Here is a 21,162-nt window from a genome sequence, read left to right as displayed (position 1 = left end):
ACCAGCTGTGGTGGCCTCAGCAGGTTTTCTGTCAAAAACGCCTGACAATATGTCAACTCAAACATGATGTCAGGATACCAGACAACACACCACCCACTCTGAGGAGTTCGACCTCGTGTCGCGTTTCCACGGCGGCGCGACACACAATACTCTGCACAGATCCATTTGGTCGGTAAAGTCGAACTGGTACCTCTTTCTGGACACCTATTCTTGCCAATGACGCATCAATTTCCAAAGTGTCTAACGCTGACAAGCCAGCAGATTGCGGGTCAAAATCGTCAGTAATTTGTACAGGCAAAATTCCCATACCGATCAGATTAGTACGGTGGATACGCTCAAAGCTGCGTGCGATAACAGCTCTGACACCCAGAAGCGCAACCCCTTTGGCCGCCCAATCCTGAATAGCCCCTGGTTTCCTAGACACCTTCTTGGTTCACATTGGACTGTCTGTTTTCGAAGTCGACAGCATACCGTTTCTGACATGTTTGCGTTTCGGGTTATAGAACATTTCGATGTAGTCGAAGATGTCCTGTCTGGCCTGCTCGCGGGTTTTATATGTTCGATGCCGGACGCGTTCCCGTTTGAGCGGGTTGAAGAAGCTCTCAGGCAAGTCTTTGTCCGCCATTGGTCCGAGGACAATGGACGCGCGCATTGTCATGGCAATTTCCGCGCCTGCTCATCGAGTGTTCGATATTGTGGGCCCGCAGAAACGCCGCCCAGTCCCTGCTGGTGTATTGGCTGCCTTGATCCGTGTGGATCAGGACGCGTAGCTTAGGTTTGCGTCGCCAGACAGCCATCAGAAGGGCTTGCAGCACGAGGTCTGTTGGTTGCCGCGTTTGTGTCGCCCAGCCGATCACACGTCGTGAGTAGAGGTCGATGATAACCGCCAGATAGAGGAACCCCTCATAGGTTTTGATATAAGTAATATCAGACACCCAGGCGGTGTCTGGCGCTGTCACATCAAACTGCCGGTCTAACGTGTTGTCGACGACGACTGACGGCCTTCCACCATACTTGCCCGGCTTACGTTTGTACCCGATCTCAGCGCGGATCCCGGCCAAACGGGCCAACCTAGTAACACGGTTTGGGCAACTGGTCTCACCCAACTCCACCAGATCGTCATGCAGCTTACGGTATCCGTAGACCTTGCCACTGTCGTTCCAAGCTTCTTCGAGCAGCTTGGTCTGACGCGTATCCTCACGCGCACGGTGGCTTAATGGATTTTTAATCCATGCATAGAACCCGCTGGGATGGATATTGAGGCAACGACACATCCTGCGTACCGGATACTGAGCGCGGTGCTTGGCAATGAACGCGTACTTCACCTTGCATCCTTTGCGAAGTACGCGGCCGCTTTCTAAGAAACAGCCATGTCAGCCTCCAGTGGCAATTCTTGCAAATCATACCCGAATGACTTGGCTCGACGTTTGAGATTGCCAAGCACGCGATTGCGGTATCGTTCTTCATAATGGGACGCACCGGGGTCTTTGTATGTCAAGCCGTATCGGAGGGTATTGTAGAACTGGACGGCAATCTTGCGCGCTGTCGCAGTGATTGCTTTGGCCTTGCCCGCGCGTGCTGCCAGTCGGCGGTAGAAAGCCCCTAGAGCGGTATCGCTGCGCCCGATCGTGACCGCTGCCAATCGCAACAAAGCCGCAGCACGACTTGATGACCGGCGCGTCCGAGATGATAGGACCTTCCCGCCGGAGATCTTGTTCCCCGGTGCCAGGCAGAGCCACGACGTGAAGTGTTTGGCACTTGGCCAGGCGCGCGGGTCAGTGCCGCATTCTCCAACCAGCTTGAGCGACAGGGACGGCCCCATTCCATGGATCTGCGTCAGATCAACGCCGAGGACGTTCAACAACGCTGCTCTGATATCAAACGAAGGGGTGCTGACCTGCCTGGTTTTGGTTCGCGGGTGGGGCAACTCGCCGGGGTCATGTCCGGTGTCCGCGCCCAATGCCGCCAGTGTCGCCTCAAGATGGCGATCACATTCCAGCATCTTGGCCTGATAGAAGTCATAAAGTTCTAACGACTGGGTCAGCTCGAAGATGTGTTCGGGGCGATCATTCCCATTGAGCGCGGCTTTGATTGTCTCTGTTGAAGCCTTGCAACGCACGTCGCGATACGCGGCTAACACGTCCAAATCCCGTTCGCCCGCAACAATCGCACGGATGATCTTCATCCCCGTCACGCCGGTGATATCAGAGACGACATGATGCAGCTGGACGTTCATCTCCATCAGTGCCTTCTGCATGTGCTCCCCTCTCGGGACATCGCTATGCGATACCCTGCCGGGCAATGGATGTGAGCAGCTGCATATTCCACCAACCGTTCGCGCTGGCGCAGATAAGCCCGCAACGTCGCGATCTGTGCAGATGGTCGAAAGCTGCCCCGCAGGAGCCCATATGAATGCAACTGGCGCAGCCAACTTGCGTCGCTGACGTCCGTCTTCCGACCTGGGACGTTCTTGGCGTAGCGGGCGTTGACCAGTATAACCTCGAAGCCATGCTGTTCGAGTATCTCGTAGGCTGGGATCCAATACACGCCCGTGAACTCCATCGCGACGCTGGTCACACCGTGCGATTTGAACCAATAGGCCAAATCATGCAGATCATGCGTGAAAGTTCCAAACGCACGCACGGGTGCATCTGTCACGTCAGGGTTCACTGCAGCCATGTGTTCACGCGAACCGATATCAACAGCGGCAGCGCCAATGTTGACGGTCTCAATGGTAGGGGGCCGTTCGGTCTTTTGCTTTGCCATCATCTGTCCTCCTGTTGGCAACCGAAGGGCGTGGGCTATGCAAATCCGTCATCTTGCCTCAACCGGGATCACTGCAAAACAGCGTCACCACTCGCAAGTTCGCATCAACCCATGGACCACGTTTTTTAACGGGGTTCTGACCCAAGACAGACCACCAATAAGCGAACGGCCGCTGCCCTTCATAGCGCAACATAGCACAGGCTGTTTCTACCCCGCACAAGCGGGCCACAACCCGGATCGGTTTTTTAGGATGTCACGCTCCTCCGTCATCCGCGCCAACTCACGCTTGAGCCTGCGGTTCTCAGCTTCATGGTCAACAGATGATGCCTGTGACGCAGCTTTTGCGTAGAGCTTCATCCATTTGTAGAGCGAATATGTACTGACGCCCAACCGTTCCGAAACCTCGCGAACGGCATACCCCCGCACTGGTATCTGATGGACTGCATCGCGCTTGAAATCTTCACTGAAATTTGGCTTCCCCATAACGGCCTCCTTGCCTCAAAGTTAGGGAAGAAAGCGTCTACAAATCTAGGGGCTATTCTCTGTGCGTCGCTAAATCGTCCGTTCTTCATCGTAAATCTCCTCAGATATCTTGCCGAAAAAATTCTACTTTTGAACACCACTAATTTTAGGGGGGATTACCCTTGGAGAACTTATTGACAGCATTACGATCCATCACGATGCAGAGCGCGGTCATACGGCGCTGCTGGCGGGTAAGTTGTTGAAACTATTGCGCTTTGGGTACATCAAAAAGGCCGCGAGTCTTTCGACTGCGGCCTATTCGCTAAATCTGGTTGCGGGAGTAGGATTTGAACCTACGACCTTCAGGTTATGAGCCTGACGAGCTACCGGGCTGCTCCATCCCGCGCCGGGTGCCAATGTTATTGTATTGGCTTATTAATTGTCATCGTTGAGAGATACGTAGAGGTTTTGCTAGGTTTGGCGGTGACCTACTCTCCCACGTCTTAAGACGCAGTACCATTGGCGCAGTAGCACTTAACTGCCGAGTTCGGGATGGGATCGGGTGTTTTGCTTACGCTATGACCACCAAACCGAGTAAAACCTCTATGTTGCTGCTTTTGCCATTGGCAAAAGAGCAACAAGCGGGAGAGAGCGTATCCGAAGGATGCGCGTTCCCGCCCCCTCACCATTCTGGGTAAGGATTTGTCCAAGTCAGTACAGCTGATTGTATGTGTATGCTTTTGTCCTAGTAAGAAGTCTTTCTTCTACTGGATCAAATCAAGCCTATCGAGCAATTAGTACCAGTCAACTGAACGTATTACTACGCTTACATCTCTGGCCTATCGACGAGATGGTCTATCTCGGCTCTCAGGGATACCTTGTTTTGAGGGGGGCTTCCCGCTTAGATGCCTTCAGCGGTTATCCTGTCCGATCATAGCTACCCAGCACTGCTATTGGCATAACAACTGGTCCACCAGTGGATCGTTCACCCCGGTCCTCTCGTACTAGGGGCAACTCCTCTCAAGTATCCTACACCCACGGAAGATAGGGACCGAACTGTCTCACGACGTTCTAAACCCAGCTCACGTACCTCTTTAAACGGCGAACAGCCGTACCCTTGGGACCTGCTCCAGCCCCAGGATGAGATGAGCCGACATCGAGGTGCCAAACACTGCCGTCGATATGGACTCTTGGGCAGTATCAGCCTGTTATCCCCGGCGTACCTTTTATCCGTTGAGCGATGGCCCTCCCACTTGGGACCACCGGATCACTATGGCCGTCTTTCGACTCTGCTCGACTTGTCAGTCTCGCAGTCAGGCTGGCTTCTGCCATTGCACTCAACGAGCGATTTCCGACCGCTCTGAGCCAACCTTCGCGCGCCTCCGTTACGATTTAGGAGGCGACCGCCCCAGTCAAACTACCCACCACACAGGGTCCCGGATCCGGATAACGGACCGCGGTTAGACATCAAGCAGAACAAGGGTGGTATCTCAAGGGAGGCTCCACGCAGACTGGCGTCCACGTTTCAAAGCCCACCACCTATCCTGCACATGTTCGGCCTAATGCCAGTGTGAAGTTGTAGTAAAGGTGCACGGGGTCTTTCCGTCTAACCGCGGGTAACCGGCATCTTGACCGGTAATTCAATTTCGCTGAGTCTATGTTGGAGACAGCGGGGAAGTCGTTACGCCATTCGTGCAGGTCGGAACTTACCCGACAAGGAATTTCGCTACCTTAGGACCGTTATAGTTACGGCCGCCGTTTACCTGGGCTTCAATTCAGAGCTCTCACTCCTCCTTTTAACCTTCAGGCACCGGGCAGGCGTCAGACCCTATACGTCGTCTTACGACTTCGCAGAGCCCTGTGTTTTTAATAAACAGTCGCCACCCCCTGGTTTGTGCCCCCAGCCCCTAGTTGCCTAGGAACCGGGCCTCCTTCTCGCGAACTTACGGAGGTATTTTGCCGAGTTCCTTCAACATAGTTCTCTCAAGCGCCTTGGTATTCTCTACCTATCCACCTGTGTCGGTTTAGGGTACGATCTAGCGATGGAGCTATTTCCAGGGACCTCTAAGCAGCCCATTCAATCCGATAAGGATGAACTACCCTCGAGATCCGTCACTTCCATCTGGCCCAGGAATATTAACCTGGTTCCCATCGACTACGCCTTTCGGCCTCGCCTTAGGGGTCGGCTTACCCTGCTCAGATTAGCTTTAAGCAGGAACCCTTGGATTTTCGGCGAGAGTGTCTCTCACACTCTTTGTCGCTACTCATGTCATCATTCTCACTAGTGATCTCTCCACCGGATCGCTCACGCGCCGGCTTCACAGAAAGTTCCGCGTCTCCAATACCCCGAAGGGCTAAGGAGACATGGAACTATGTCACACTACGCTCTGCTACCATGCAATTAATGCATCCTAAGCTTCGGCTCATGGCTTGAGCCCCGTTACATCTTCGCCGCAAGACAACTTATTTAGACCAGTGAGCTGTTACGCTATCTTTAAAGGATGGCTGCTTCTAAGCCAACCTCCTGGTTGTTTTGGTCGTCTCACCTGCTTTCCCACTTAGCCATGAATTAGGGGCCTTAGCTGTAGGTCAGGGTTGTTTCCCTCTTCACAACGGACGTTAGCATCCGCTGTGTGTCTGCCATCTAGTACTCCTCGGTATTCGGAGTTTGGTTAGGATCAGTAAGCCTGTGGGGCCCCATTACCCATCCAGTGCTCTACCCCCGAGGGTATTCGGATGACGCTCTACCTAAATAGATTTCGCAGAGAACCAGCTATCTCCGAGTTTGATTGGCCTTTCACCCCTAGGCACAGCTCATCCCGATCCTTTTCAACGGATGTGGGTTCGGTCCTCCAATAAGTGTTACCTTATCTTCAACCTGGCCATGCCTAGATCACTCGGTTTCGGGTCTGATCCCACAAACTCAACGCCCTATTAAGACTCGCTTTCGCTACGCCTACACCTAACGGCTTAAGCTTGCTTGTGAGACCAAGTCGATGACCCATTATACAAAAGGTACGCTGTCAGGCCGTAAAGACCCTCCAACTGATTGTAGGCGTTCGGTTTCAGGTACTGTTTCACTCCCCTCGTCGGGGTGCTTTTCACCTTTCCCTCACGGTACTGGTTCACTATCGGTCAGTAAGGAGTACTTAGCCTTCGAAGGTGGTCCTCCGATCTTCAGACAGAATTTCACGTGTTCCGCCCTACTTAATACGTCCAATCATGCTTCTTATACGGGACTATCACCCACTTTGGTTGCGCATTCCAACGCATTCTAACCACACTCATGGCTCGGCTGGTCCCCGTTCGCTCGCCGCTACTAGGGGAGTATCAATTGATTTCCTTTCCTCCGGGTACTTAGATGTTTCAGTTCCCCGGGTTTGCTTTTATAAACCTATGTATTCAGTCTATAAATACCTGGTTCTGCTTACTGATGAACCCACCGTCTGCACCTTGCGAACTTACGTCCTCAAGTAGCAAAGCGGTAGGACAACAATAAACAATCAGGTGGGTTGCCCCATTCAGAAATCCATGGATCAAAGCTTATTCTCAGCTCCCCATGGCTTATCGCAGAGTATCACGTCTTTCATCGCCTCTTACTGCCAAGGCATTCACCAAACGCCCTTTTCGCGCTTGATTTGATCCAGAAAAAGAAAGACTACCTAATATGCCCTACCGCTTCGCTACTTGAGGGCTATTTACACCAACAAACTAACGACGCTGCATAAGGCAGGCAGTCCAACGCGGGAGACAGAAGCTGGTAAGAAACTGTCTTCCCTTATTCCAGATCAAAAGCATACTTTTACCCGCCCACTCTCTCAGAGTGGACAGCGAGTAGTGCATCTAGCCTACCTTCCGTGCAGGAAGCAGGCGTCACTACTCTGGTTAGTGTACTTGACTTGGACAACACGTCGCTTTCAGTCGCGATACGTTCAAAAGACCGAGGAAACAGTCAAGTAAACGCCGGCTCCAAAAGGAGCAGCAACCGAGATCATCACCTAACGCGGTGCGATCAGATCGTGTTGTTTGTTACTTCAAGATTACTCTTAAAGTAACTGTATCTCTCTTTACGATGTCAATCAGATGCACTCCAAAGGAATGTCACCCATGCGCTTGCGCGCCGTCCGATTGGACGATTAAGAACTGCGTACAGTGCTTAATGGTCAAATCGTATGCTTGCCCAACGCGTGCTTTGCTGCGCAAAACCCTGTTTGGGCGACGATCTTTAGCTGGCAAAGATCTTGGTGGGTCGAGGAGGACTTGAACCTCCGACCTCACGCTTATCAGGCGTGCGCTCTAACCACCTGAGCTACCGACCCAGCGTGTTTTGCAAAGCAAAACCGCGACGTCCCGGCAGGGCATTCCGAAGGAATGTCCCGAGAGGGACCAGCCCAAGCGGTTATTCAAGGGCCGTATGCTTGGTGGAGCCTAGGAGGATCGAACTCCTGACCTCCTGAATGCAAATCAGGCGCTCTCCCAGCTGAGCTAAGGCCCCAGCGTAGCCCGAGGGCTGCGTGTTACGTTGGCTGCATGAAGCAACCCGGCCCCTCTCGGGACACCGCTGCGCGGCACCCTGTCGGGGCTTCGCGCCTCACTGCGTGAGACGCTTGCTGAAGAGATATGAGGACGGCTCGGTCCGAAAGGTCATCTTGCGATGCCTTGAATATGGCCAGTTTTGTTTACTGACCTGCTAAGTGATCTACGAGTGAGAACAAGTTCTCGCTGCTAAGATCATCCTTAGAAAGGAGGTGATCCAGCCGCAGGTTCCCCTACGGCTACCTTGTTACGACTTCACCCCAGTCGCTGATCCTACCGTGGCCGCCTGCCCCCCGAAGGTTAGCGCAGCGTCGTCGGGTAGAACCAACTCCCATGGTGTGACGGGCGGTGTGTACAAGGCCCGGGAACGTATTCACCGCGTCATGCTGTTACGCGATTACTAGCGATTCCGACTTCATGGGGTCGAGTTGCAGACCCCAATCCGAACTGAGACAGCTTTTTGGGATTAACCCATTGTCACTGCCATTGTAGCACGTGTGTAGCCCAACCCGTAAGGGCCATGAGGACTTGACGTCATCCACACCTTCCTCCCGCTTATCACGGGCAGTTTCCTTAGAGTGCCCAGCCGAACTGCTGGCAACTAAGGATGTGGGTTGCGCTCGTTGCCGGACTTAACCGAACATCTCACGACACGAGCTGACGACAGCCATGCAGCACCTGTCACTGCGTCACCGAAGTGAACGCCCGATCTCTCGGGTTAGCACAGGATGTCAAGGGTTGGTAAGGTTCTGCGCGTTGCTTCGAATTAAACCACATGCTCCACCGCTTGTGCGGGCCCCCGTCAATTCCTTTGAGTTTTAATCTTGCGACCGTACTCCCCAGGCGGAATGCTTAATCCGTTAGGTGTGTCACCGAACAGTATACTGCCCGACGACTGGCATTCATCGTTTACGGTGTGGACTACCAGGGTATCTAATCCTGTTTGCTCCCCACACTTTCGTACCTCAGCGTCAGTATCGAGCCAGTGAGCCGCCTTCGCCACTGGTGTTCCTCCAAATATCTACGAATTTCACCTCTACACTTGGAATTCCACTCACCTCTCTCGAACTCTAGACTGATAGTTTTGGAGGCAGTTCCAGGGTTGAGCCCTGGGATTTCACCCCCAACTTTCCAATCCGCCTACGTACGCTTTACGCCCAGTAATTCCGAACAACGCTAACCCCCTCCGTATTACCGCGGCTGCTGGCACGGAGTTAGCCGGGGTTTCTTTACCAGGTACTGTCATTATCATCCCTGGCGAAAGTGCTTTACGATCCTAAGACCTTCATCACACACGCGGCATGGCTAGATCAGGCTTGCGCCCATTGTCTAAGATTCCCCACTGCTGCCTCCCGTAGGAGTCTGGGCCGTGTCTCAGTCCCAGTGTTGCTGATCATCCTCTAAAACCAGCTATAGATCGTAGACTTGGTAGGCCATTACCCCACCAACTATCTAATCTAACGCGGGCCAATCCTTTCCCGATAAATCTTTCCCCCGAAGGGCTTATACGGTATTACTCTCAGTTTCCCGAGGCTATTCCGTAGAAAAGGGTATGTTCCCACGCGTTACTAACCCGTCCGCCGCTCACCCGAAGGTGCGCTCGACTTGCATGTGTTAGGCCTGCCGCCAGCGTTCGTTCTGAGCCAGGATCAAACTCTCAAGTTGAAACGCATTACTGCGTATCCTTGACGTCGAACCTCTGCACATCAAACCTGCATCACTTACTGAATGATACAGGCGTTTTCTCCGTTTGAAGTGCTTAAAGTTACCAAAGTAACAACAAGCCGTCCAAACAGTGAAGCTGACACTCCATCATCGGCCAAAGCCTAAGAGCGCGATATACAGACGTTGATCCATCGAATGAACCAAACCGCCCACATATCTCTTCAGATATCTATCAATTTCAAAGAGCGTCGAGACAAAAGAAACCAAGATGCGCCGTAAACTTTCAGCGCGCCCCGCCTCAATTACCTCAGAATTTTCCCGCTACGTAAGACCCGAACCGTAACCCGTCGTCCCCGTCTAGCGCCCCGTGTCTGCATGTCTGCGTCTCCGGTAAGGGGCGTTCTAAGGTTTGTTCCAAATACCCGCAACCCCTTTTTTCGGATTATGACAGTTTTTCGCTACTTTCCGAATTTTCCTATAAAAACAACGGTTTGATTTTTGAAAATTCCGCGGGCCCCGTGTTTTGCGCAGCTTTATTTCGCACGCTAACACGTCATTGCCCCGCATCACTTACGCCCGCGCGGGTTATCCACAGACTCGCAGCGCGAATGTGGATTGTTTCCCCTCCCCCAGTCCGAATCCGGCACAATCCCCGGCCCGCGCCGCCGCCCAGATTCGGAATCAGCGCCGTTTAGGAAGTCGTAGGACAAGCAAAGCCAGAATCGCCGCCATATAGAGTAGAGGTTCGATCTGGAAACCTTTGACCAGCCAGATGAAGTGCACCCCAGCCAAAATTGCAGCCAGATAGGTTAACCGGTGCAGCTTGCGCCACGTGGCCCCAAGCTTGCGGATCGAGAAGTTGTTCGATGTCGCTGCCAAGGGGACAAGACAGGCAAAACCCGCCATGCCGATCGTGATATACGGGCGCTTCAGAATGTCGGCCCAGATCTGCGACAGAATCCCGACATCCAGCACCAGCCATACCAACAGGTGCAACGAGACATATATAAAGGCGAGCAATCCCAGGGCGCGGCGAAACTTGATGAGGTTCAGCCGAAGGTAGCGCCGCGCGGGCGTGATCGCCAACCCGGCGATCAACAGTTGCAAGGCCAGCAACCCCAGTTCTTTTTCCAACGCCTTGATCGGCTCCGCCCCCAGCCCGCCGGTCTGCGCCTGAAACAGCAACCACGGGATTGGCAAAAGCCCCACTATATATACGACCCATGTGGGAACACGTCGCGCGATGGTATTCAGGCGGTCGATCATACCGCCCTGCTCACTTCTATAGAGGACACGGGTTTAGATATCCTTGCTCAGGTCCATACCGGCATAGAGCTCCGCGACCTCGGCCTCGTACCCGTTGAACATCAGCGTCGGGATCCGCTTGGAGAAAAGCCCGCCACCGATGACCCTTTCGCTGGCCTGCGACCAACGGGGGTGATCGACCTCGGGGTTCACATTACTATAGAAGCCGTACTCCCCTGCATTCGCCTTGTTCCAACTGGTTGGGGGCTGAGTGTCCGTGAGGGTGATCCGCACCACGGATTTGATCGACTTGTAGCCATATTTCCACGGCACGACCAACCGCAGCGGTGCGCCGTTCTGTTTCGGGATGTCCTTGCCATAGATGCCGGTGGCCATAATCGTCAGCGGGTGCATCGCTTCGTCCAGACGCAACCCTTCGACGTAGGGCCAGTCGAGCACGTTATAGGCGACGCCGGGCATTTCATCAGGACGCAGCGCAGTCTCGAAGGAGACGTATTTCGCGCCGGACTGCACACCGGCCATATTCAGCAGGTCCGCCAGCTCGAACCCGTTCCACGGGACCACCATTGACCACGCCTCGACACAGCGGAAACGATAGATACGCTCTTCGATCGTCATCTGTTGCATGATGTCGTCGAACCCATAGGCACCGGGCTTGTCGACCAGCCCGTCAATCTGCACCGTCCAGGGTTCAATCGTCAGACGGTCCGCGTATCTGGCGGGGTCGTCCTTACCGGTGCCGAATTCATAGTAGTTATTGTAACTGGTGATATCTTCATAACTGTTCGGCTCTAACCCCTCCGGCGCGGCAGAGGTGCGCCCCGCGATACCGGCCAACCCGATCCCCGCCAAAGCGCCCCCCATGATCTGACGTCGGTTCATAAATGCAGCATGCGGGGTGACGTCTTTATCCGTGAGTGTGTTGATCCAGCGATAGGCCATAACAGGCGCTCCTTACCAATATACATGGGTAGCCTACTGCGGGTTGTCGCGCCCACCAAACGCAATCCGCTACATTTCAGGAGACACACCGGAATGTCAGGGCAACACATGCGAACAGGGCCGAGGTTTCCCCCGGCCCTGCCCGATCACATCACCACACTATATACTATGTACCTAGTGGACGGTCGCTTCGTCCGGTTTGGCGCGGGTGCTGGCAGCCACGCGGTCGCCGATGATCAGCCCTTCGGCACCAGCCTGCACGGGGATAAGATCCCCATCCAGCACGTCACCGGCCAAGATCATCTCGGCCAGCGGGTCTTGCAATGCACGCTGGATCACCCGCTTCAGCGGACGCGCCCCGAACACCGGATCATAGCCTTCGTCGGCGAGCCACTTGCGCGCGCCTTCGTCCAACTCCAACCCGATCTTGCGACCAGCGAGACGCTTCAGCAGACGATTCACCTGAATGTCGACGATCCCTGCCATGTCGGCACGTGCCAAGCGGTCAAAGATCACCGTTTCATCCAGTCGGTTCAGGAACTCGGGGCGGAAGTGAGCCCGCACCGCATCCATCACATCCCGTTTCGCCTGCGCCATGTCGCCCCCTTCGGGCAACTGGCTCAGCGCTTGCGCCCCAAGGTTGCTGGTCAGCACAATCAGCGTCTGCTTGAAGTCGACCTTACGGCCCTGACCATCCGTCAGCACACCATCATCCAAGACCTGCAGCAACACGTTGAACACGTCGGGGTGCGCCTTCTCGACCTCGTCGAACAGCACGACCTGATAGGGTCTGCGCCGCACGGCTTCGGTCAATACGCCACCTTCGTCATAGCCAACATATCCGGGAGGCGCGCCGATCAGACGGGCCACGGCATGTTTCTCCATGAACTCAGACATGTCGATCCGCACCATCGCGTTCTCGTCGTCGAACAGAAATTCGGCGACGGCCTTGGTGAGCTCGGTTTTACCGACACCAGTCGGCCCGAGGAACAGGAAGCTGCCCAAGGGGCGGGCCTCGTCGTTCAGGCCAGCTCGCGCACGGCGCACCGCGTTCGACACAGCTTTGACGGCGAGGTTCTGACCAATGACACGGTTGTGCAACTGGTCCTCCATGCGCAGCAACTTGTCCCGCTCGCCTTCCAGCATACGACCCGCGGGGATACCCGTCCAACGTTCGACGACGCTGGCGATCTGGTCCGGGCGCACGGCCTCTTCGACCATCACGTCGGCTTCGTTCTCTTCGGCCTCGCCCAGTTTGCGTTCAAGCTGCGGGATCACGCCATAGGAAAGCTCCCCCGCTTTGGCGAGGTTGCCTTCGCGCTTGGCGATCTCAAGCTCGGCGCGGGCACGGTCCAGCTGCTCTTTCAGCTCGCGCGCGCCCTCAAGGCGATCACGTTCGCCCTGCCACTGCGCGGTCATGGCATCGGCCTTTTCCTGCAGATCCCCCAGCTCTTTCTCCAACTTGTCCAGGCGGTCCTTGCTGGCAGCGTCATCCTCTTTCTTCAACGCCTCGGCTTCGATCTGAAGCTGCATGATCTGACGATCCAGCGCATCCAGCTCTTCCGGTTTGCTGTCGACTTCCATCCGCAGACGGCTCGCGGCCTCGTCCACAAGGTCGATTGCCTTGTCGGGCAGGAAACGGTCCGTGATATAGCGGTGCGACAGGGTCGCCGCCGCCACGAGAGCAGAGTCGCTGATCCGCACACCGTGGTGCAGCTCGTACTTCTCCTTAATGCCTCGCAGGATCGACACCGTATCCTCGACCGTAGGTTCGCTGACCATCACAGGCTGGAACCGACGGGCAAGTGCTGCGTCTTTTTCGACATACTTACGGTATTCGTCCAAGGTCGTCGCACCAACGCAGTGCAATTCACCCCGCGCCAACGCCGGTTTGATGAGGTTGGCCGCGTCCATCGCGCCGTCCGCCTTACCGGCACCAACCAGCGTGTGCATCTCGTCAATGAACAGGATCACCTCGCCCGCGGCTTCGGTGACCTCGGTCAGGACGGCTTTCAACCGTTCTTCGAACTCGCCACGATACTTCGCGCCGGCAATCAGCGCGCCCATGTCCAGCGCCAGCAAGCGTTTGTTGCGCAGGGATTCTGGCACATCGCCATCCACGATCCGCAGGGCGAGCCCCTCGGCAATCGCGGTTTTACCCACGCCGGGCTCACCAATCAGCACCGGGTTGTTCTTGGTACGGCGGCTCAACACCTGCATGGCGCGACGAATTTCCTCGTCCCGACCGATGATCGGGTCGATTTTGCCTTCACGGGCACGTTCCGTCAGATCAAGGCTGTACTTCTTGAGCGCCTCATACCCGTCTTCCGCACTGGCTGTATCAGCCGTGCGCCCTTTCCGGATATCATTGATAGCGGCGTTCAACCCCTGTGCGGTGACCTTACCCGCATCCAACGCGGTTTTCGCACCGGATTTTACCATCGCAAGTGCCATCAGCACGCGTTCGACCGGCACAAAGCTGTCGCCCGCTTTTTTGGCCAGCGTCTCTGCTTCGGCCAGCACTTTTGCGGTGGCATTATCAAGGTATACCTGCGCGGCGTCGCCCGACACCTTGGGCAGCTTGCCCAAAGACAGCGTCAGGGTTTCAATCACACGTGCAGGATCGCCACCGGCAGCAGCAATCAGATTGCTCGCCAGCCCTTGGTCGTCATCCAGCAGTGCTTTCAATAAATGCTCAGGCGTCAGCCGTTGGTGGCTTTCACGCGTCGCGATTGTTTGCGCAGCCTGAATAAAGCCGCGCGACCGTTCTGTGAACTTGCTCAAGTCCATGAGCTTCTCCTTTTCTTAAAGCGACCACAAAGAAGATGCCCGCTTTGCAGCACATCATGGCGTGGTCCTCGGGATAGAATTTGGGGACAGAAGGAAGGGATTCAAGAGAGTCGCCTCACAAAAGCGTCAACAAAAAACATACACCTTTTAAGATTATTTTTCAGACTGGTGGGATTTCGCCACATTGCGAACACATTGGAATCCCACAAGAAAAGTGCAGTTTCGCAATTTGCCGCTCATGGCAAGAAATAATTACAAAAATGTTAATTGACTGATTTTAAGCGAAAATTTACATTTATCCACATGACGGATGCGCCCCAGTGGAACCATTTAGTCACACATACGTTGTACTGGCAGATGAACGAAAACAAATCGAGCCGACTTTAACCAGTACAACAAATCCTTGAGGTACGAACATGCAGACGCGCCAGATTCAGATGAACGACGTTATCTACAACGCGGCAGAGCAATGCTTCGAAGCTTTGGTCACCGTCCACGATGGCGATCGGTCCCGCAAATATGCCTGCGCCATCAACGCGCCGATGACGATGTCCTTTGATCAAGCTGCCAAAGGCCTGACCAAACAAGCCGAGCGTCGCCATATAAGCCGCGGCGGCATGTATTCCGAGATCCGCGCCCAGAAGCCCGCACAACGAAGTGGCCGCCCTCGGTTCGATCCAAAAGCTTGGTTGCGCCATGTCGCCAACCTTCCCGGCCTTCGCGCCGCCTGATTTACAGTTTCGGCGGAACTGCCTGCGCGCCCGTCCCGGCGCGTGTCCCGCCCAATCCAGAGACAACTGCCTGCCTGCACGTCTCTGACACTCGCCCGGACAGCGATTGCGCTGCCCGGGCCTTTTTCTTTGCGCGATCCCTGTTTTCATAGACATGTCATGTCGAACACCGTAAGCCTCCGGCGTTTGCCAAATCTCATTACTTCGGAGCCCGCCCCATGTCAGATGACCGCCTGATCGTTGCCCTTGATGTCCCCCACGCTGTTGCCGGCCTTGAACTGACCCAAAAGCTGGGCGACGCGGTGAGCTTTTACAAAATTGGTCTGGGCATGTTGACGGGCGGCGGCCTGGCGCTTGCGAACGAGCTGATCCAGGAACACGGCAAACGCATTTTTCTGGACATGAAACTGTTCGATATCAGCGCGACCGTCGAAGCAGCGGTGCGCGGGCTTGCCCAGTTCGACCTCGATTTTCTGACCGTGCACGGTGACCCCCATGTTGTCCGCGCCGCGATGGAAGGCGCCGCAGGATCCCGCACCAAGATTTTGGCGGTGACCATCCTGACATCGCTGGACCGCAACGATCTGGACGCGGCGATGATCCAGTCGGGCGATATCCCCGATCTGGTCCAGACCCGCGCCGGGCGCGCGCTGGAGGCTGGTGCTGACGGCGTCATCGCCTCCCCGCAAGAGGCGCGCCTGATCCGCGCCCTACCCGAGGCCAACGGCAAGCTGATCGTCACCCCCGGCGTGCGACCAAGCGGGGCGGCCCTTGGCGACCAGAAACGCGTGGCAACACCGGGTCAGGCGATCTTGGACGGGGCGGATCACATCGTCGTTGGCCGTCCGATCTGGCAGGCCGAAGACCCCGCCGCCGCCGCCCGCGCGGTGTTGGCAGAGCTGCCCTAAACGCAGCCGAAATGCGCGAAACCCAACAAATAGCGCATTTTCGCCTATGTGATAAATCGGTAACAAACGTGAACTGGCTGCCAGCAACTGGAAGTTCCGTGTATGTTTTATGACATTCATATGGCAACCTTACTTTGGTGATACTCCCCGACGGGCTGGTTCTTCCTGAAGCCCGTCACCTCCCCCCGCTTCAGGCGGGGGTCTTTCTTTGCCCACCTCGCATCCACTTTTCTCCCTCTACCCGACGCTGCACGTATGTGCATGGCGAAGTCGCGTGTGATCGGGTAGACTTGCGTTAACCAGCCCTTAACCCTACCTGACCGCCATGCCCGCCCTCTGCCGAGACTGCCTGTCCGAAATCGCGCCTGCGCGCCGGTGCTCTGCCTGCGGCAGCCCGCGCATCTCGTCGCATCCCGAATTATTCGACCTTTCCATCGCCCATATGGATTGCGATGCCTTCTACGCATCCGTGGAGAAACGCGACAATCCGGCGCTGAATGGCAAGCCCGTGATCATCGGGGGCGGACGCCGTGGGGTCGTGTCGACCGCCTGCTATATCGCGCGGATCAAAGGGGTCCGGTCCGCCATGCCGATGTTCCAGGCGCTGAAACTCTGCCCCGAAGCGATCATCATCAAGCCACGCATGGATGCATATGTCGAAGCCTCCCGCGCGATCCGCGCCATGATGGAAGAGCTCACCCCCGCCCTGCAGCCGCTGTCGCTGGACGAGGCGTTTCTGGACATGACCGGCACAACCAAGCTTCACGGGGCACCCCCTGCCGTGATGCTTGCGCGACTGGTGCGTCGCATGAAGGTCGAACTGGGGCTAACCGGATCAATCGGGCTGTCACACAACAAGTTTCTGGCCAAAGTCGCCTCTGACCTTGATAAGCCGCACGGGTTTTCAGTGATCGGCAAGGCAGAAACACAGAGGTTTCTGAACGACAAACCGGTGAGCATGATCTGGGGCGTGGGCGCGGCAACGCTTGGATCTCTGAACAAGGCCGGCATCCAGACCTTCGCGGACCTGCTGCGATGGGAAAGAACCGACCTGATCGCGCGTTTCGGCAGTATGGGCGACCGCCTGTGGCATCTGGCGCGCGGCCAAGACAACCGCCGTGTTTCCGCGCATGAACCGATGAAATCCATCAGCAACGAAACCACCTTCAACGAAGACACCTCCGACCCCGACCTGCTGGACGGCCATCTGTGGCGCATGGCGCAAAAGGTGGCGGACCGCGCCAAGGCCAAAGACCTTGCCGGCCGCGTTGTCGTGCTCAAGCTCAAACGGGCCGATTTCTCGCTGATCACGCGGCGGGTGTCGCTGTATGACCCGACGCAACTGGCCGACCGCATCTACCGCACCGCGCGCGGGCTGTTTGACCAGCTTGGTGAACCGGGGCCTTTCCGGCTGCTCGGGTGTGGCATTTCGGACCTGAGCGCGGCTGACGGTGCCGATACCGCGGGCGACCTGCTGGACCCGGATGCCGCCCGCCGGGGTCAGGCAGAGCGGGCAACAGATGCCATCCGCAACCGGTTCGGGGACAAGGCAATCGTCAAGGGGCGTGCGCTGCGCTGATCACTCCGCCGCGAGGGCGAGGCTTTCTGGACGGATCCGCGCAATCTCTGCCACAACGCCGCGAAGCGCTTTTTGGACATCCTCGAAATCACCGTTGGGGCGCACCAGAGATTCGTTCATATACAGCGACCGGTCCAATTCGACCTGTACCGCATGCTGCCCCCGTGCCGGACGACCGTAAGCTTGGGTGATATAGGCCCCCGCAAACGGCGTGTTCCGTGTGACAGTGAACCCTGCCTTGACGAAAGCGGCCTCTATCTGATCCACAACATCGCTGCTGGCTGCCGCGCCGAACCGGTCACCCAAGACCACTTCAGGCCGTTTCAACCCCATACGCGCGACGCCATCCATCGCCTCGTGCGGCATCGAATGGCAATCCACCAAGATCGCCTGCCCGTGATCCGCCCGAGCGTCGTTCAGCAGGCTTTGCAACATATCGTGGTACGGCACCCAATAGGTGGCGATTCGCGCCCGTGCTTCATCCAGTGTTAATTTGCCCCGATAAATCGAGCGCCCGTTCGCCACGACACGCGGAATAACCCCCAATCCGGAGGCAACCCGCGGGTTATGCGCCTGCCGCCGAACCCCTTCGATCAGGGCCGGGTCAAGCTCGTCTCGGGACCGGTTCAGATCAAGGAACGCACGGGGGGCTCCCGCCATCAGAAACGGAGCCCCGAAATGGGGGGCAGAATTAAACAAAAGGTCAACAAACGCGTCCTCTGACGAGCGTATGCTATGCCCGTCCAACACCGTGGACCGCAGGAAGGAAAAGCTGTAATTCCGCCCCGAATGAGGGGATGCAAACACCGCGCAGGAACGGGCTTGATCGGGGCGAACGACTTCGTAGGCGATGTGTGGCATTGTTGCACCTTTCAAGAATGATCATAGCGCATGTTTTTACAAAGCCAAAACCCCTTGATCATGCCTCCGACTCTATTTATAGACCCCGCTACCGGCGCGAATATCTCGCGCCCCGATTTGGTTTGGGGTGCAAATTTCGTGCTACATAGGGGGTGATTAGCTCAGCGGTAGAGCACTTCGTTGACATCGAAGGGGTCACTGGTTCGATCCCAGTATCGCCCACCACCTAATTCATGGTTCAGCATTCGCTGAACTGCCCGCAACCCGGCGCTGGCCCGCGCCACGACACAGGAGAACGACCATGAAGGTTCGCAATTCGCTCCGCTCGCTCAAGAACCGGCACCGTGACTGCCGCGTTGTGCGTCGCAAAGGCCGCGTTTACGTAATCAACAAAACGCAGCGCCGTTTCAAAGCCCGTCAGGGTTAAGCTTCGCGCGCATCTGATGAAAGGCCGCTCCTTCGGGGGCGGCTTTTTTCGTTTGGGCCGCCGTCAACCGCGCCTCCCCCCTGCCCCAGCCAATCTGTGCTGACCTCTTGCGATCCCCCCAATACCGCTTAGGTTCTCTTCAGACTTCATCAGACGAACTGAAAGGGATCTCATGACCGATCTGCCCGACTACACCCCACCCGCCGTATGGGAGTGGGAACCCGGCAATGGCGGTAAATTCGCCAATATCAACCGCCCCATCGCAGGCCCCACCGCAGACAAAGAGCTGCCGGTCGGCAAACATCCCTATCAGCTTTACTCCCTCGCGACGCCCAATGGCGTCAAAGTCACCGTGCTGCTGGAAGAACTACTCGCCGCCGGGCACAAGGGCGCCGAGTATGACGCGTGGCTGATCAACATCGGCGAAGGGGATCAATTCGGATCCGGCTTTGTCGACATCAACCCGAACTCCAAAATTCCCGCGATGATGGACCGGTCCGGCGACGCGCCACAGCGCCTGTTTGAATCCGGGTCGATCATGCTGCATCTGGCCGAGAAGTTCGGCGAATTCATCCCCAAAGACCCAAGCCAGCGCACCGAATGTATGTCGTGGCTGTTCTGGCAAATGGGCAGCGCGCCCTATCTTGGCGGCGGCTTCGGCCATTTCTACGCCTATGCGCCGGTCAAGATTAAGTACTGCATTGACCGTTTCGCGATGGAGACCAAGCGCCAGCTTGACGTGCTCGATCGTCACCTTGCCGATAACGAATATATGGCGGGCGAATATTCGATCGCGGATATGGCGATCTGGGCATGGTACGGGCAGCTGGTTCTGGGCCGTCTCTATGACGCAGCAGAGTTCCTGAATGTCGATTCCTACGAAAACCTGATGAAATGGGCCAAGAAGATCGACGCGCGCCCTGCCGTTACACGTGGTCGCATGGTCAACCGACCGTTCGGTGAACCCGAAATGCAGCTGCACGAACGACACGATGCCAGCGATTTTGATACAAAGACTCAGGACAAAATCGGCGACTGATCCCGCGCGTCTTGCCGCCCCCACGCGGCAAGACGCTTGTCCTATTAATTCACTCAAGTATTCCTTGATATCAGCCCTCAAATCTGTTTCTTACTTTTTTTATAAGTTTTACACAGATGGAGGTCACCTGATGACTCTGACGAAATCCGCTTTCACGGCCGCCTTGATGGCCACAGTTGCGATGCCAGCATTGGCCGAAGGGCAGCTGAACCTCTACTCCTCGCGTCACTACGACACAGACGAGCGTCTGTATTCCGACTTTACCGAGCAGACCGGCATCACCATCAACCGCATCGAAGGCAAAGCAGACGAGCTACTGGCGCGTATGGAAGCCGAGGGTGCAAACTCCCCCGCGGACGTTCTGATCACCGTCGACACCAGCCGCCTGAGCCGCGCCAAGGAAATGGGCCTGCTGCAATCCGTTGACAGCGACATCCTCGAAGAGCGTATCCCCAGCAACCTGCAAGACGCCGACAACGACTGGTTCGGCTTTTCGCAGCGCGCGCGGATCATCTTTTACAGCAAGGACGCTGTAGACAACCCGCCACAGAACTATCTGGATCTTGCCGATCCTGCCTATGAAGGTCAGGTCTGCATCCGTTCCTCCACCAACTCCTACAACCAGACCCTGCTGGCGGCGTTGGTCACGCACCACGGTGAAGAGAAAGCCACCGAATGGGCACAGGGCGTTGTGAACAACATGGCACGTGCACCACAGGGCGGTGACACCGACCAGCTGCGCGGTCTGGTATCGGGCGAATGCGAAATCTCCGTCTCGAACTCCTACTACTTTGCCCGTGCCATCCGCACCGAAGTAGACGGGCTGAGCGCCGATCTGGATAAAATCGGTCTGGTGTTCCCCGACCAGGAAGGCAACGGCGCGCACATGAACCTGTCGGGTGCCGGTGTTGCAGCAAATGCGCCAAACCGTGACAACGCGGTCAAGTTCCTCGAGTATCTGTCCTCCGACAGCGCGCAGGCCTACTTCTCTGCAGGCAATGACGAATTCCCCGCCGTCGAAGGTGTAGAGCTTGCGGAATCGGTCGAGAAGCTGGGCGAGTTCAAAGCAGACGAGGTGAACCTGTCCGAAGTGGCCAAGAACATCCCCACAGCACAGAAAATCTTTAACGCGGTTGGTTGGGAATAATCCCAGCCTGCCACGGCAGAGACACGACATTGAACCGCATCTG

General features: G+C 56.2%; 10 protein-coding genes, 4 tRNA genes, 3 rRNA genes and 3 pseudogenes. 7 read left to right on the top strand and 13 right to left on the bottom strand.

Annotation, left to right across the window (positions count from 1 at the left end; translation table 11 throughout):
* Positions 1 to 433: 433 nt before the first annotated feature.
* The 12 genes and pseudogenes from IV89_RS03565 to clpB form a co-directional block, all read right to left on the bottom strand.
* A pseudogene (locus tag IV89_RS03565) lies at positions 434 to 1,358 on the bottom strand (IS3 family transposase); the annotation flags it as partial.
* Positions 1,358 to 2,766 (bottom strand): annotated as a pseudogene (locus tag IV89_RS03560) (IS110 family transposase). The pseudogenes IV89_RS03560 and IV89_RS03565, both read right to left, overlap by 1 nt.
* 231 nt (positions 2,767 to 2,997) lie before the next feature.
* A pseudogene (locus tag IV89_RS03555) lies at positions 2,998 to 3,249 on the bottom strand (transposase); the annotation flags it as partial.
* A 308-nt stretch (positions 3,250 to 3,557) separates the two neighbouring features.
* A tRNA-Met gene (locus tag IV89_RS03550) sits at positions 3,558 to 3,634 on the bottom strand.
* 69 nt (positions 3,635 to 3,703) lie between these two features.
* A 5S ribosomal RNA gene (gene rrf / locus IV89_RS03545) occupies positions 3,704 to 3,818 on the bottom strand.
* A gap of 183 nt (positions 3,819 to 4,001) precedes the next feature.
* A 23S ribosomal RNA gene (locus IV89_RS03540) occupies positions 4,002 to 6,867 on the bottom strand.
* Positions 6,868 to 7,470: 603 nt separating this feature from the next.
* A tRNA-Ile gene (locus IV89_RS03535) sits at positions 7,471 to 7,547 on the bottom strand.
* A gap of 100 nt (positions 7,548 to 7,647) precedes the next feature.
* Positions 7,648 to 7,723, bottom strand: a tRNA-Ala gene (locus tag IV89_RS03530).
* 246 nt (positions 7,724 to 7,969) lie between these two features.
* Positions 7,970 to 9,429: ribosomal RNA gene (locus IV89_RS03525) — 16S ribosomal RNA — on the bottom strand.
* Together the 16S, 23S and 5S rRNA genes with 3 tRNA genes alongside form the textbook arrangement of a ribosomal RNA operon.
* A gap of 681 nt (positions 9,430 to 10,110) precedes the next feature.
* A complete protein-coding gene (msrQ, locus tag IV89_RS03520; protein WP_037942857.1) occupies positions 10,111 to 10,695 on the bottom strand; it encodes a protein-methionine-sulfoxide reductase heme-binding subunit MsrQ in 585 nt (194 codons plus the stop codon).
* A 33-nt stretch (positions 10,696 to 10,728) separates the two neighbouring features.
* Entirely contained in the window at positions 10,729 to 11,637 is a 909-nt protein-coding gene (gene msrP / locus IV89_RS03515; protein WP_005850149.1) for a protein-methionine-sulfoxide reductase catalytic subunit MsrP, read from the bottom strand.
* Between the two features lie 174 nt (positions 11,638 to 11,811).
* Positions 11,812 to 14,427, bottom strand: a complete 2,616-nt coding sequence (gene clpB / locus IV89_RS03510) for an ATP-dependent chaperone ClpB (protein WP_037942856.1) — start codon at positions 14,425 to 14,427, stop codon at positions 11,812 to 11,814.
* A 416-nt stretch (positions 14,428 to 14,843) separates the two neighbouring features.
* Here clpB and IV89_RS03505 point away from each other — a divergent pair, with 416 nt between their 5' ends.
* The 3 genes from IV89_RS03505 (at position 14,844) to IV89_RS03495 (ending at position 17,645) form a co-directional block, all read left to right on the top strand.
* A complete protein-coding gene (locus IV89_RS03505; protein WP_037942855.1) occupies positions 14,844 to 15,158 on the top strand; it encodes a hypothetical protein in 315 nt (104 codons plus the stop codon).
* A gap of 218 nt (positions 15,159 to 15,376) precedes the next feature.
* Complete coding sequence (gene pyrF, locus IV89_RS03500) at positions 15,377 to 16,066, top strand: orotidine-5'-phosphate decarboxylase (RefSeq protein ID WP_037942853.1); 690 nt, start codon at positions 15,377 to 15,379, stop codon at positions 16,064 to 16,066.
* Positions 16,067 to 16,391: 325 nt separating this feature from the next.
* Positions 16,392 to 17,645 (top strand): DNA polymerase IV, encoded by a 1,254-nt coding sequence (locus tag IV89_RS03495; protein WP_037942852.1) that lies wholly within the window; start codon positions 16,392 to 16,394, stop codon positions 17,643 to 17,645.
* Here the strand turns inward: IV89_RS03495 and IV89_RS03490 are convergent, their stop codons facing one another.
* A complete protein-coding gene (locus IV89_RS03490) occupies positions 17,646 to 18,506 on the bottom strand; it encodes an N-formylglutamate amidohydrolase (protein ID WP_037942850.1) in 861 nt (286 codons plus the stop codon).
* Positions 18,507 to 18,656: 150 nt separating this feature from the next.
* Here IV89_RS03490 and IV89_RS03485 point away from each other — a divergent pair.
* From IV89_RS03485 to IV89_RS03470, 4 genes are all read left to right on the top strand, one after another.
* Positions 18,657 to 18,731 (top strand) — tRNA-Val (locus IV89_RS03485).
* Positions 18,732 to 18,807: 76 nt separating this feature from the next.
* A complete protein-coding gene (ykgO, locus tag IV89_RS03480) occupies positions 18,808 to 18,933 on the top strand; it encodes a type B 50S ribosomal protein L36 (RefSeq protein ID WP_005850168.1) in 126 nt (41 codons plus the stop codon).
* A gap of 172 nt (positions 18,934 to 19,105) precedes the next feature.
* The gene (gene yghU, locus IV89_RS03475; protein WP_037942849.1) at positions 19,106 to 19,972 is read left to right on the top strand and encodes a glutathione-dependent disulfide-bond oxidoreductase; all 867 of its coding nucleotides are present in this window, start codon (positions 19,106 to 19,108) and stop codon (positions 19,970 to 19,972) included.
* A gap of 130 nt (positions 19,973 to 20,102) precedes the next feature.
* Complete coding sequence (locus tag IV89_RS03470; RefSeq protein ID WP_037942848.1) at positions 20,103 to 21,119, top strand: Fe(3+) ABC transporter substrate-binding protein; 1,017 nt, start codon at positions 20,103 to 20,105, stop codon at positions 21,117 to 21,119.
* The last annotated feature ends 43 nt before the right edge of the window (positions 21,120 to 21,162 follow it).

This window comes from Sulfitobacter sp. CB2047 (assembly GCF_000735125.2).
Classification (GTDB): Bacteria; Pseudomonadota; Alphaproteobacteria; order Rhodobacterales; family Rhodobacteraceae; genus Sulfitobacter; species Sulfitobacter pontiacus.
Note: the sequence above shows the minus strand (reverse complement) of the source record. Positions and strands in the feature narration are given on the sequence as shown.